Below are 13,604 nucleotides of genomic sequence, written 5' to 3' on the forward strand. Positions count from 1 at the left end.
GGTTGTCGCGCAGGAGGGCCCACAGGACGCTGGCTCGTCGGCGGGCCAGGGCGATCACGGCCTGAACGTGCTTGCAGCCCTCGCCGCGCTTCTTGAGGTAGAAGTCTCGGTTCGGTCCCTCGCGGATGATGCTGGTCTGCGCGGACATGTAGAAGACCCTGCGCAGGCGGCGGCTGTAGCGCTTGGGCCGGTGGAGGTTGCCGGTTCGGCGGCCCGAGTCGCGTGGGACTGGCACCAGCCCGGCCGCGGAGGCGAGATGGCCGGCATCCGCGTAGGCCGCAAGGTCACCTGCAGCGACGATGAACTCGGCGCCGAGTATGGGGCCCATGCCGGGCAGGGACTCGATGATCTCGGCTTGCGGGTGGCTGCGGAACGTGTCGCGGATCTGCTTGTCGATCCGCTTGAGCCGGTCGTCCAGGTCCAGGATCTGCGTGGCCAGGTCGGCCACGATCTGGGCGGCGACGTCCTCACCCGGCAGGGCGGTCTGCTGGGCCTGGGCGGCTTCGAGTGCGGTTGCCGCGACGGCGTCGGCGCCGCGCACACTGCGGTTGGCGAGCCAGGCCGTGAGCCGCGCCCGGCCACGTCGGCGGATGGCGGCTGGGGTCTGGTAGCCGGTCAGCAGTACCAGCGCACCTTTGTGGGCGGAGTAGTCGAAGGCCCGTTCCAGGGCGGGGAAGACACCGGTCAGCACGTCGCGGAGTCGGTTGATCATTCGCACCCTGTCGGCCACCAGGTCGGTTCGGTGGGCGGTCAGCAGGGCAAGGTCCGCGGCGAGTTGGGCGGGCACTTCGATGGTGGCGAAGTCCCGGCGGTGGCGGGCGGTTTCCGCGATGACGTAGGCGTCGCGGGCGTCGGTTTCGGCCTCGCCCCGGTAGGCGCCGGACATGCGGTTGACCGTGCGGCCGGGCACGTAGACGGCCTGCTGGCCATGGGCCGCGAGCAGGGCAAGCAACAGCGCGGAGGACGTACCGGAGATGTCCACCGCCCACTGGACTTCGTCGGCCAGCTCCAGGATTTCGCCGAGTGCGGTCAGGATCTCCGACTCGTCGTTGCCGATCTTCTTCGACCACAGAGTCGCGCCGGTTTCGTCGACCACCGCCGCCCAGTGATGGCCCTTACCGGCGTCGATGCCGACCCAGACCCGGGCCCGTCGCTCGTTCACTCGCCCCTCCTCGTTCCGCACGGCGTGCCGTCGGCCCAAGGAACACCCCGCTGTCATCTCCGTAATCAGCGACCGCACAAGGCGCGCACATCTCAATCAGCAGTCAGGGCGCCCCGGAGAACCGGGCGGCCACTCCTGAGAAGCCACTGAAGGCAAGAACCCATAAGCCACACCCGGCCCTCCCGGGCCACCAAACAACTTACGGAGAACACATGACGAACCCCCTCGCCGCCTCGCCGGATTCCGGAGAGATCGAGCCGATCTACCACGACCCTCCGCTGCGCTCCCTCGCCGAAAGCGCGCTCCGGCTTTCGGAGCACGGCCGGGCCCTGCTCGGAATCGTCGGTGAGCCGGGAGCCGGCAAGTCGACCTTCGCCGAACAGCTCCTGAGGGAAATCGAGACGATCCGGCCGGGGGTCGCCACGGCGGTCTCCATGGACGGATTCCATCTGGCCCAGCACGTCATCGACACCATGGGCCTGTCCGGCGACAAGGGAGTCATCGAGACCTTCGACGGTCACGGATTCGTCGCCATGCTCCGGCGTCTCCGGGAGGAAACCGGCCACAGCGTGTGGTGGCCGGACTTCAGCCGGGAGATCGAGGACCCGGTGGCCCAGTCGCTGGAGGTGGCCCCGCGTCACCAGCTGGTCATCGTCGACGGCAACTTCCTGCTGAACGACGAGCAGCCGTGGAACCAGGTACGGGACCTGCTCACGGAGACCTGGTTCCTGGACGCCGCACCCGCGGAACGACGCCGGCGCCTGATCGACCGCTACGTCCGCTACGGCTTCAGCCCTCGTAGCGCGAAGCTCAAGACCGACGGGGTCGACGAGCGCACCAGCGCCAGGATCCGGCGCGCGGGCTCCTCGGCCGACCGGATCCTGAGCGAACGGCGTGCCCACGCACCCAAGGCGCACGCCGCCGGGGCCTGCAGGCACTGAGCCGCACACCCCCTCCCCACCGCTTCCCCGGCCGGGAAGCGGATATCGCCGCGTCCGGGACCGTGTCCGTGGAACCGGGTCAGTCCGCCGGTGCGCAGCCGCAGGACTCGCGGTGCCGGAACGCCGGCTGGACCAGCACCCGGCGCGGCGCCAGATCCGGGTCCGCGATCCTGGACAGCGCCAGTTCGAAGGCCTGCTCGCCGATCGTCGAGGTCGGCTGCGCGATGGCGGTCAGCCGTGGCTGGAAGAGGTCCGACCACTCGAAGTCGTCGAACGCGACCAGCGCGAGGTCGTCGGGCACCCGCAGGCCGGCGTCCCGGAGCCCTCGCATGGCGCCGATGGTCATCTGGTTGTTGCCGACCACGACGGCCGTGGGCGGCCGGCTCAGGCCCATCAGTTCGGCGATCGCCCGCTGGGCCGGGCCGGCCTGGGAGCGCCCGGAGACCAGGTACTCCTCCGGCGCCGCGATGCCGTGGCGTTCCAGGCCGAGCCGGTAGCCCTGGATGCGCTCGTCCGTGGTGGCGAGCCCGGGACGGCCGGAGACCATCGCGATCCGGGTGTGGCCGGTCTCGGCCAGGTGATCCACCAGCCGGGCGGTCGACTCGACGTTCTCGACGCTGATCTGGTCGGTCTCGTGGCGCACGAAGCGGTCGAGGACCGTCACCGGCACCCCGGCCCGCCGTGCGTAGTCCAGGGTGCGGCCCGTGTCGCCCGAGGGGGCCAGGACTATGGCACTGACCTTGCGCCTGAGCAGCTCGCTCACGGCGCGCAGTTCGCCTTCGGGGTCGTCGTGCGTCTCGGCGAGCAGCAGCGAATAGCCCTCCCGGGAGGCGCGCCGGTCGAGACCGTGCACGACATCGGCGAAATAGGGATTGGAGATCGCCGACATCGCCAGGCCGATGATGCCGAGCCCGTCCGGTTGCTGCGCCTTCTCCGGCACGTAGCCGCAGGCGGCGACCGCGTCGTGGACCAGCCGGGCGGTGCCCGGCGCGACGGCCCGCGTCTTGTTCAGCACGTGGGAGACGGTCGAGACCGAGACGCCCGCCAGTCGTGCCACATCGCTCATCGTGGCCGTCTGCCGCGGCCGTCTGCCTGCCATGCCCGGCATCGTAGCAATGATTTGCGCAAACTAAAGAGCGGGTCGTCGCGACCCGGTTCCGCGGTCCGTCCGAAGGGTCGCTCGAATCGGAGGCGCACCCGAGGTCACGGAATCGCGGAACATCGACGCAAAGGTTTGCGCAAGAGCTATACAGCGTGCGGTGCCCGGAGTAGCGTCGGTAATTGCCCGGGTATTTCCACGGATGACGGAGGTTTGCCATGAGGAGCGAGACGCCGACCGCACCGGACCCCGGCCCCGCGGCAGCCGACGAGGCCCGGATCGTCATGCGGGCCGAGGGACTGGTGAAGCGCTACGGAAATGTCGTGGCGATCCGGGAATCGGACTTCGATATCCGAGCCGGTGAAGTCCTGGCCGTGGTCGGCGACAACGGAGCCGGCAAATCCAGTCTCATCAAGGCCCTGTCAGGCGCGCTCATCCCGGATTCCGGAACCATCACCCTGCACGGCGAGCGGATGCACTTCCATTCCCCGCGCGATGCCAGGGTGCGGGGCATCGAGACGGTGTACCAGACGCTCGCACTCGCCCCTCAGCTGGACATCGCGACCAACCTCTTCCTCGGGCGGGCACGCAGGCGGCCGGGTTTCCTCGGCTCGTGGCTGCACCTCCTCGACCACCGGGCCATGCGCGAGGAAGCCGCGGCCCAGCTGGACGCGCTCGGCATCGCGACCCTCCAGGACATCGGACAGCTGGTCGGCTCGCTCTCCGGTGGGCAGCGGCAGGCCGTCGCGGTGGCGCGGGCCGCCATGTTCGGCACCGAGATGATCATCATGGACGAGCCCACGGCCGCGCTCGGGGTCAGGGAGTCGGACCAGGTCCTGGAACTGATCCGGAGGATCCGGCACCGCGGCATCCCCGTCATTCTCATCAGCCACGACATGCCGCAGGTCTTCGAGGTCGCGGACCGCATCCACGTGCACCGGCTCGGCCGCCGGGCCGCCGTCGTGAAGCCCGGCAGCGTCACCATGACCGACGTGGTCGGCCTGATGACCGGTGCGCTGAGCCAGGACGGCGAAGGCGCACTCTTCGAGACCGCCGTCTCCAAGGAACGGCATCACGGCTCCGCGCCCGGCGCGCGGGACTGACCTCCGGCCATGTCGGCGATGAACCGGCTCACCCGGGCCGGCTCCGGGCCGGAGGCCGAAGCCGTGTCCCGGGCCCGGGTGCTCGGCTCAGCGACCGCCGAGCTGCGCGTCGATGGCCTCCGGCGAGAGAAGCTGCTCGGAAGCGAGCGTCGCGGCGCCGACCAGGCCGGCGTCGGCGCCCAGGAGGCTGTGGGTGATCCGCAGATCCCGGGTGGACAGCGGGTGGGACCGGGCGTAGACGGCCTCGCGGATCCCCGCGAGCAGGGTCTCGCGGGCCTCGGCGAGTGTCCCGCCGACGGCCACCACGGACGGGTTGAGGACGCCGACGAGATCGGCGACCACGGTGCCGATGGCGCGCCCGGCCTGACGGACCAGCGCGACGGCGTCGGGATCGCCGGCCCGCGTCAGCGCCACGATGTCCGCGGCCGTACGCGCCTCGCGGTCCATGCTCCTGAGGTCCCGTGCGATCGCCCAGCCGGCGGCGTCGGTCTCCAGGCAGCCGACGCCGCCGCAGCGGCAGACCCGTCCGCCGCCGCGGTGGAGATGCCCGATGTCCCCGGCCGCGCCCAGCGAGCCGCGAAACAGCCGGCCGCCCAGGACGAGACCGCTGCCGATGCTCATGCCGGCGCTGACCATGAGCAGGTCGGCGGTTTCCGCCCACTGTTTGCGCTGCTCGCCCAGGGCCATGACGTGGGCGTCGTTCTCCACGTGGACCGGGACGCCGGGGAAGCGGCCGGAGAAGAAGGCGCGGAGATCGAACTTGTACCACTTGCTCATCATCGTGGGGGAGTTGATCCGGCCGGTGGCGGTCTCGACCGTGCCGGGCACCGCCAGGGCGACGGCCCGCACGTCGGCGACCGTCTTTCCGGCCTGCTCGAGGGCGGTGGTGAGATGCTCGTCCACCTGGCGCAGGACCTGCTCCGGTCCGGACTCCATGTCCGCGGGACCACCCGCCGTCGCCAGGATTCCGGCGGCCAGGTCGGTCACGGCGACACGGCAGTGGTCGAGCCCGAGCTCGGCGGCCAGGATGATCCCCGACCGGTGGTTGAACTCGAACACCTCGGCCGGCCGTCCGACCGAGGCCGCCTGCGGACTGCCCGCCCCGTACACGATGTAACCGGCTTCCAGGAGGCCGGTCAGTCTGTTCTCGACGGTGGCGCGGGCCATGCCGGAGGCGCGTACGAGCTCGGACCGGGTGCGTGCCCGCTGGTTGCGGATCATGTCGAGGAGGAAGCCCGCCCCCGACGCCGCTCTGCTGTTACGGATCCCCATGCCGCTCATTATGCCAATCATGGGCAGAATTCGGTTCGGCTGCCGCGAGGGGCCGGCTGGATGGCCGCCGGGCCGGCGTGTGATCGGGGGGAGCACGCCGGCCCGGCGGCTGGGGCCGGGCCGAGGCGGCGCAGGGAGTCACCGCGTCGGCCCGGGGTTTCAGGGGCGGGCCGCCAGCCGCGTGCCCAGGGTGGTGACGGCCTCGTGGGCGTCGTCACCACGCGCCTCGATCCGTACGGCGGTGCCGCAGTCGACGCCCAGGCCCAGCACGCTGAGCATGGCCTTCGCGTTCGCCTGCCGTCCCGCCACGTGCAAAACGACCTCGGAGCCGAAGCCCTGGGCCGCCGAGACCAGCTGCGAGGCGGGGCGGGCGTGCAGGCCCTCCGGGGCCGTGACGGACACGGTGACGGCCCAGCCGCCGTCGGCCATCGGCTCGGCGGTGACCGGCGCGGCGGACGTGGCGGAGTCCAGCAGTCCGCGCACCTCGTCGGCGTCCTCCGCCCGGGTCGCGCGGTCGGCGAGGGCGGCGGCGTCGGCACTGCTCACGGCGGCGACGGAGCGGGCCGCGCCGGGCAGCCGGGCGGCGGTCATGGACAGCTCGTCGACACCCAGACCCAGCAGGAACGGCTGGATGGACGGGTCGCTCGCGGCCTCGCCGCACACGCTGACCGTGATGCCGTGGGCGTGCGCCGCCCGGACCACCAGGCCGATCGCGTGCAGCAACGCGGGCGTGTGGGCGTCGAGCAGATGGGTGACCCGGCCGTTGTCCCGGTCGGCGGCGACCAGGTACTGCAGCAGGTCGTTGGTGCCGATCGAGAAGAAGTCCGCCTGCCGCGCGAGCGCCGCGGCGGCCAGCACGGCCGCCGGCGTCTCGATCATCACGCCCAGCTTGACGGGGCCGTGATCGACCTCGTCGGCGCTCAGCTCGGCGCGTACCTCTTCGAGATGGCTGCGCACGGCGGCGAGCTCGGCGGTGCCGGAGATCATGGGGACGCACACCCACACCTCGCCGTGCGCGGCGGCGCGCAGGACGGCGCGCAGCTGGGTGCGCAGCACCTCGGGGGCGTCGAGCAGCAGACGCACACCCCGGTGTCCCAGCATCGGGTTGGCCTCGGAGGAGGTCAGCGGCGGCAGCGGCTTGTCGCCGCCGACGTCGAGCAGACGGATCGTCACCCGACCGCCGCCCAGGGCCTGGACGGCCCCGGCGTAGGCGGCCAGCTGTTCCTCCTCACCGGGCAGCTCCTGGCCGGCGAGGAAGACGAACTCGGTGCGGAACAGGCCGACCGAGCGGGCACCGGCGCGGTGGGCGCGGACGGCTTCGTCGGCGGAACCGATGTTCGCGGACAGCCGGATGGCGTGGCCGTCGCTCGTCAGCGCCTGGGGCAGTGCGTCCGCCGCGGCGTCCTCGCGCCGGCGGGCGGCCTCGGCGGCCTGGCTGACCTCCGCGGGGTCGGGGTCGACGGTCACCGTGCCCTGGTCGCCGTCGACGAGCAGGACCGCTCCGTTCCGGACCGCGTCCAGTCCCGGCACCTGCACGACGGCCGGGATGCCGAGGGAGCGGGCCAGGATCGTGGTGTGGGCCGTCGGCCCGCCGCCCGAGAGGACGAAGGCGCGCAGCCGGGTCCGGTCCAGGCCGATGGTCTGGGACGGCGTGAGGTCGGTCGCCACCACGACGGCGTCCTCGGGAAGTTCCACCTCGGTCCGGCTCACCGCGCCGAGGGAGGCCAGCAGCCGCTGGCGCAGATCGTCGATGTCGGTGGCGCGTTCGGCGATCCGCGCGCTGCCCGAGGCGCGGAGGGCGTCGGCCTGCGAGGCGAGTACGCGCTGCACGGCCGTGGCGGCGTCCACGAGCTGGTCGCGTATCGCCGCGCCCAGGGATGCGCGCAGCTCGGGGTCGGCCAGCATCGCCCGGTGCGCGGCGATGATGCCCTGTTCCTCGGTGCCGGACACGGAGGAGTGGAGGGCGTCGAGCTCTCGGGCGGCCTTCTGAAGGCCGTCGTCCAGGCGCGCCTGCTGACCGGTGACGTCGTCCGCCGTGACGTGCGTCTCCACCAGGTGCGTGTCGGGGGAGTTCCAGAGGACTGCCGTGCCGCCGGCGATGCCGGGGGAGGCCGCGACGCCGGACAGGGTCGTCGCGGTGGCCGGTACGGAGGGTGTCGCCATCAAGAGTCCTAGGGTCAGGCGGCCGTTCGCCGCGGTTGCCTGAGTGTCAACCCGGTTTCGGTTCAAAGTCAACAGCTTTACGTCTAGCGCTAGACATAATTCCTGTCTACGCTGCCCTCACCCCGGTGCGCAGTTCTCCGAACCGGGTCATCCATCACCATCAGCAAGGTTCTTCTCATGCCCGACAAACTGTCTCTTCTGGGGCTACTCCCCGAGCAGTCCGTCCTGGTGAACGCCTCGGCCCGTGACTGGCGGACGGCGATCCGCCTCGCCGGCGAGGGGCTGATCCTGGGCGGCGCCGCCACCGCCGCCTACAGCGACGAGATGATCGCCACCGTCGAACAGCTCGGCCCCTACATCGTCATCGCCCCAGGCCTCGCACTGGCTCACTCCCGCCCGTCGCCCGCGGTCCGCCGCACCGGACTGTCCTGGGTGTCCCTGCAGGAGCCCGTCCACTTCGGCCACCGGGACAACGACCCGGTCCGCCTGGTCGTCGGCCTCGCCGCGACCGACCACAACCAGCACACCGCCGCCCTCGGCAGCCTCGCCCAACTGCTGGGCGCGCCGGAGCGGATGGAAGAACTCCTCACCGCCCCCGACGCCGCCACCGTGCGGCACCTGATCGGCAACTTCGACCCGGAGGTCCCGTCATGAAGATTCTCACCGTCTGCGGCATGGGAGTCGGCAGCAGCATCATCCTCAAGATGAACGTCGAGAAGGCCCTGCGCAGCCTCGGCGTCACCGCCGACGTCGAGGTCGCCGACATCGGCACCGCCCGGGGCGCCGCCGCCGGCGCGGACCTCGTCGTCACCTCCGGTGAACTCGCCCCCCAGCTCGGCGAACTGAAGGCCAAGATCGTCGTCATCGACAACCTGGTCAACGTCGATCTCATCGCCAGGGCGCTCGAGGCCGCCCTCTCCGAGGCCCGCTGACCGGCAGCGCCTTCGCTCCCCGCCCCCTCCCCACCGCTCCGAGGAGCACCCCCATGGACGTCATCGTCGGCATAGCAAAATTCATCGTCAACAACGTGCTCAACCAGCCCGCCTACCTCGTCGGCATCATCACCGCGATCGGCCTGCTGGCCCTGCGCCGCAGCGTCGGTCAGGTCATCGGCGGCGGTCTGAAGGCCGCGATGGGATTCCTGATCCTCGGCGTCGGCGCCTCCACCGTCGTCGGCTCCCTGGAACCGCTCGGCAAGCTCATCCTCGGAGCGACCGGGGCCCGCGGCGTGGTTCCCACCAACGAGGCGGTCGTGGCCCTCGCCCAGAAGCAGTTCGGTGCTCAGGTGGCCTGGGTCATGATCGCCGGCTTCATCGTGAGCATCCTGCTCGCACGGTTCACACCGTTGAAATACGTGTTCCTGACGGGACACCACACCTTCTTCATGGCCACCCTGATCACCGCGCTGCTCGCCACCGCCGACCTGTCGGCGTTCTGGATGATCGCGGTCGGCGCCGCCCTGCTCGGCACGATGATGGTCGTCATGCCGACGTTCACCCACCCGTGGACGCGCCGCGTCACCGGAGGCGAGGACGTGGCCATCGGCCACTTCGGCTCCATCGGCTACATCACGGCCGGCACGGTCGGTCGCCTGGTCGGCAAGCGCAGCAAGAGCACCGAGGACATGAAGTTCCCCGACGGGCTCAAGTTCCTGCGCGACTCGATGATCGCCACCGCGCTCTCCATGGTCCTCATCTACACCGTGTTCGCCCTGGCCATGCTCGGACGGGTGGGCCGGACCGAGGCGTTCGCCGTCATGGAGGCCACCACGCTCGGTGACTACGTCATGGCCGGTGTCATGCAGGCCCTGCTGTTCGGCGTGGGCGTGGCCGTCATCCTCTTCGGCGTCCGCACCATCCTCGGCGAGCTCGTCCCCGCGTTCAACGGCATCGCCGCCAAGGTCGTCCCCGGCGCCCTGCCGGCGCTCGACTGCCCGGTCACCTTCCCGTACGCGCCCAACGCCGTCCTGATCGGTTTCATCTCCAGCTTCACCGGTGGCCTGGCCAGCCTCGGCTTCCTGATGGCCTTCAACGGTCCGATGGGTCTGGCGCTGATCCTGCCCGGCATGGTTCCGCACTTCTTCACCGGCGGCACGGCCGGTGTGTTCGGCAACGCGACGGGCGGCCGCCGCGGGGCCATCGCCGGCGGCTTCGTCAACGGCGTGATCATCACCTTCCTGCCCGCCCTGCTGCTCAAGGTGCTCGGCTCGCTCGGCCTGGCCAACACCACGTTCGGCGACGCCGACTTCGGATGGTTCGGCCTCTCCGTCGGCCACGCGGTCACGCTCGGGCCGGCGGGCGGCATGCTCGTGATCGCGCTCATCGTCCTGGTCCTGCTGGGCAGCGCCATCGCCTTCCAGCGCCTCGTGGTCAGCCGCGGGTGGAACCCGGGTGCGCCGCGTGACACCTACTTCGCCGGCGCCGGCGACGAGGACGCCGACCCCAAGTCCGTCGCCGTCGGCTCCTGACCGACCCGGCTTCTCTGCCCGTCGCGGCGCCGCGACGGGCAGAGAAGCCCCGTTGTACCGGCGGCTGCCGTGCGCAGGCCGCCGGAACGTCATCGGAGCCCTCCCCGGCCCTCCATGCCGACATCCGCACACCGCCCCCACCGGTGCCCCAGCCAACCAACGAAGGAGCCCTGACTCAGGGTGAGCACTAAGCCGACGACCACAGACCTCGAGTGGACCGATCTGGACCAGCGGGCCGTGGACACCGCCCGCATCCTGGCTGCCGACGCCGTTCAGAAGGTCGGCAATGGCCATCCCGGTACGGCGATGAGCCTGGCGCCTGCTGCGTACACGCTTTTCCAGAAGGTGATGCGGCATGATCCGGCCGACCCGGAGTGGGTGGGCCGTGACCGGTTCGTTCTCTCCGCCGGTCACTCGTCCCTGACCCTGTACACCCAGCTTTATCTGGGTGGCTTCGGTCTGGAGCTGGATGATCTGAAGTCGTTCCGTACGTGGGGTTCGAAGACTCCGGGGCATCCGGAGTACGGGCACACGGCCGGTGTGGAGACGACGACGGGTCCGCTCGGCCAGGGTGTGGCGAACGCGGTGGGCATGGCGATGGCGGCCCGCTTCGAGCGTGGTCTGTTCGATCCGGAGGCCCCGCGGGGCGCTTCTCCGTTCGATCATCACGTGTACGTGATCGCGGGTGACGGGTGTCTGCAGGAGGGTATTTCCGCGGAGGCGTCGTCGCTGGCGGGTCACCAGAAGCTCGGGAATCTGATCCTGTTGTGGGACGACAACCACATTTCGATCGAGGGTGACACCGAGACGGCCGTGTCCGAGGACACGGTGAAGCGGTACGAGGCGTATGGCTGGCATGTCCAGCGCGTCGAGCCGCAGGCCAACGGCGACCTCGACCCGGCCGCCCTGTTCGCGGCGATCCGGGCTGCCGAGGCGGAGACCGAGCGGCCGTCGTTCATCGCGATGCGTTCGATCATCGCGTGGCCGGCGCCGAACGCGCAGAACACCGAGGCCGCGCACGGCTCGGCCCTGGGTGAGGAGGAGGTCGCGGCCACCAAGCGGGTGCTGGGCTTCGATCCGGAGCGGTCTTTCGAGGTTGCCGGTGAGGTCATCGCCCATACCCGCGCGTTGGGTGAGCGGGGCCGTGAGGCGCGTGCCGCGTGGGAGAAGTCGCTGGCGGAGTGGCGCACGGCGAATCCGGAGCGGGCGGCGGAGTTCGACCGGATCCAGGCCAACGAGCTGCCCGAGGGCTGGGAGGCGAGGATCCCGGTGTTCGAGGCGGGTAAGGGTGTGGCGACGCGTGCGGCGTCGGGCAAGGTGCTGCAGGCGCTGGGTGCGGTGATCCCGGAGCTGTGGGGTGGTTCGGCGGACCTGGCGGGTTCGAACAACACCACGATCGACAAGGGTTCCTCGTTCCTGCCCGAGGGCAACCCGCTGCCGGAGGCGGACCCGTACGGGCGGACGATTCATTTCGGTATCCGTGAGCACGCGATGGCCGCGGAGATGAACGGCATCGCGCTGCACGGCAATACCCGCATCTACGGTGGCACGTTCCTGGTGTTCTCCGATTACATGCGCAACGCGGTGCGGCTGTCCGCGCTGATGCACCTGCCGGTCACCTATGTGTGGACGCATGACTCGATCGGTCTGGGTGAGGACGGTCCGACTCATCAGCCGGTGGAGCACCTGGCCTCGCTGCGCGCGATCCCGGGTCTGGCGGTGGTCCGTCCGGCTGATGCGAACGAGACGGCGATCGCCTGGCGCGAGATCATGCGCCGGCACACCAAGGTCTACGGCGAGGGCCGGCCGGTGGGTCTGGCGCTGACCCGTCAGGGTGTGCAGACCTATGCGCCGAACGAGGACGCGGCCCGGGGTGGCTATGTGCTGTTCGACGCCGAGGGCGGTGAGCCGCAGGTGGTGCTGATCGCGACGGGTTCCGAGGTGCACCTGGCCGTGGAGGCCCGTGAGCGGCTGCAAGCCCGGGGTGTGCCCACTCGTGTGGTGTCGATGCCGTCGGTGGAGTGGTTCGAGGAGCAGGACCAGGACTACAAGGACGGTGTCCTGCCGCCGTCGGTGAAGGCGCGGGTGGCGGTGGAGGCCGGTATCGCTCTGACCTGGCACCGGTATGTCGGGGATGCGGGCCGGATCGTCTCTTTGGAGCACTTCGGTGCTTCCGCGGACGCCAAGGTCCTCTTCCGCGAGTTCGGTTTCACTCCCGAGGCCGTGGTCGCCGCTGCCCGGGAATCCCTGGACGCCTCCGCGCGCTGACGCCCATACGCGCGCATACGTACGACTCTATGGAGATGCAATTCTCATGACAGACGCTCTCAAGCGCCTCTCCGACGAAGGCGTCGCGATCTGGCTGGACGACCTTTCGCGCAAGCGGATCACGTCCGGCAACCTGGCCGAGCTCATCGACCAGAGCCACGTCGTGGGCGTGACCACGAACCCGTCCATCTTCCAGAAGGCCATCAGCCACGGTGACGGCTACGAGCAGCAGCTCGCCGACCTCGCCGCCCGCAAGGTGACCGTGGACGAGGCCATCCGCATGATCACGACGGCGGACGTGAGGGACGCCGCCGACATCCTGCGTCCGGTCTTCGACGCGACGCAGGGCCAGGACGGCCGGGTCTCCATCGAGGTCGACCCCCGTCTGGCGCACGACACGGCCGCCACCATCGCCGAGGCCAAGCAGCTGGCCTGGCTGGTCGACCGCCCCAACACCCTCATCAAGATCCCGGCCACCCGGGCGGGCCTGCCGGCGATCACCGAGGTCATCGGCCTGGGCATCAGCGTCAACGTCACGCTGATCTTCTCCCTCGAGCGCTACCGCGCCGTCATGGACGCCTACCTCGCCGGCCTGGAAAAGGCCCGCGAACGCGGCCTGGACCTGTCGAAGATCCACTCGGTGGCGTCGTTCTTCGTCTCCCGCGTGGACACCGAGATCGACAAGCGCCTCGACGCCCTGGACACCGACGAGGCCAAGGCCCTCAAGGGCAAGGCCGCCCTCGCCAACGCCCGCCTGGCCTACCAGGCCTACGAAGAGGTCTTCTCCACCGACCGCTGGAGTGCTCTGGACAAGGCCCAGGCGAACAAGCAGCGCCCGCTGTGGGCCTCCACCGGCGTCAAGGACCCCGCCTACAAGGACACCCTCTACGTCGTCGACCTCGTTGCCCCCGGCACCGTCAACACCATGCCCGAAGCCACCCTGGAAGCCACCGCCGACCACGGCGAGGTCACCGGCGACACCATCCACGGCACCTACGACGAAGCCCGCTCCCTCCTCGACGACATCGCCGCCCTCGGCATCTCCTACGACGACGTCGTCCAACTCCTCGAAAACGAAGGCGTCGACAAGTTCGAAGCCTCCTGGAACGACCTGCTCAAGTCGACCGAG

At 70.3% G+C, this 13,604-nt stretch carries 11 protein-coding genes; 7 read left to right on the forward strand and 4 right to left on the reverse strand.

The features are described 5' to 3' along the window. A partial coding sequence (locus ESG85_RS18910; RefSeq protein WP_128980783.1) for an IS110 family RNA-guided transposase occupies nucleotides 1-1,162 on the reverse strand: 1,162 nt, incomplete at its 3' end. 212 nt (nucleotides 1,163-1,374) lie between these two features. On the opposite strand from ESG85_RS18910, the gene ESG85_RS18920 reads away from it, so the two are divergent. After that, nucleotides 1,375-2,103: a nucleoside/nucleotide kinase family protein gene (locus ESG85_RS18920; RefSeq protein ID WP_128980785.1), complete on the forward strand. Its 729-nt coding sequence runs from the start codon at nucleotides 1,375-1,377 to the stop codon at nucleotides 2,101-2,103. 79 nt (nucleotides 2,104-2,182) lie between these two features. On the opposite strand, the gene ESG85_RS18925 is transcribed toward ESG85_RS18920, so the two are convergent. Beyond that, on the reverse strand, nucleotides 2,183-3,202 hold the full coding sequence (locus ESG85_RS18925) for a LacI family DNA-binding transcriptional regulator (protein WP_246095155.1): 1,020 nt from the start codon (nucleotides 3,200-3,202) through the stop codon (nucleotides 2,183-2,185). 284 nt (nucleotides 3,203-3,486) lie between these two features. On the opposite strand from ESG85_RS18925, the gene ESG85_RS18930 reads away from it, so the two are divergent. Continuing rightward, complete coding sequence (locus ESG85_RS18930; protein ID WP_246095156.1) at nucleotides 3,487-4,305, forward strand: ATP-binding cassette domain-containing protein; 819 nt, start codon at nucleotides 3,487-3,489, stop codon at nucleotides 4,303-4,305. Between the two features lie 87 nt (nucleotides 4,306-4,392). Here ESG85_RS18930 and ESG85_RS18935 read toward each other — a convergent pair whose 3' ends face one another. Next, nucleotides 4,393-5,577, reverse strand: a complete 1,185-nt coding sequence (locus ESG85_RS18935; RefSeq protein ID WP_164986271.1) for an ROK family protein — start codon at nucleotides 5,575-5,577, stop codon at nucleotides 4,393-4,395. 159 nt (nucleotides 5,578-5,736) lie between these two features. After that, a complete protein-coding gene (ptsP, locus tag ESG85_RS18940; RefSeq protein WP_128980791.1) occupies nucleotides 5,737-7,740 on the reverse strand; it encodes a phosphoenolpyruvate--protein phosphotransferase in 2,004 nt (667 codons plus the stop codon). A gap of 177 nt (nucleotides 7,741-7,917) precedes the next feature. Between ptsP and ESG85_RS18945 the strand changes: the two genes are divergently transcribed. From ESG85_RS18945 to tal, 5 genes are all read left to right on the forward strand, one after another. Beyond that, on the forward strand, nucleotides 7,918-8,394 hold the full coding sequence (locus ESG85_RS18945) for a PTS sugar transporter subunit IIA (RefSeq protein WP_128980793.1): 477 nt from the start codon (nucleotides 7,918-7,920) through the stop codon (nucleotides 8,392-8,394). Next, nucleotides 8,391-8,672 (forward strand): PTS sugar transporter subunit IIB, encoded by a 282-nt coding sequence (locus tag ESG85_RS18950; protein ID WP_128980795.1) that lies wholly within the window; start codon nucleotides 8,391-8,393, stop codon nucleotides 8,670-8,672. Before ESG85_RS18945 ends, ESG85_RS18950 begins: the two co-directional genes overlap by 4 nt. Nucleotides 8,673-8,725: 53 nt before the next feature. Then, on the forward strand, nucleotides 8,726-10,207 hold the full coding sequence (locus ESG85_RS18955) for a PTS ascorbate transporter subunit IIC (protein ID WP_128980797.1): 1,482 nt from the start codon (nucleotides 8,726-8,728) through the stop codon (nucleotides 10,205-10,207). Between the two features lie 180 nt (nucleotides 10,208-10,387). Then, nucleotides 10,388-12,475: a transketolase gene (gene tkt / locus ESG85_RS18960; RefSeq protein WP_128977694.1), complete on the forward strand. Its 2,088-nt coding sequence runs from the start codon at nucleotides 10,388-10,390 to the stop codon at nucleotides 12,473-12,475. Between the two features lie 46 nt (nucleotides 12,476-12,521). Further along, nucleotides 12,522-13,604 (forward strand): transaldolase (gene tal, locus ESG85_RS18965; RefSeq protein WP_128980799.1); only part of this gene is annotated, 1,083 nt, incomplete at its 3' end.

Source organism: Streptomyces roseicoloratus, from assembly GCF_004117935.1.
Taxonomy (GTDB): Bacteria; Actinomycetota; Actinomycetes; order Streptomycetales; family Streptomycetaceae; genus Streptomyces; species Streptomyces roseicoloratus.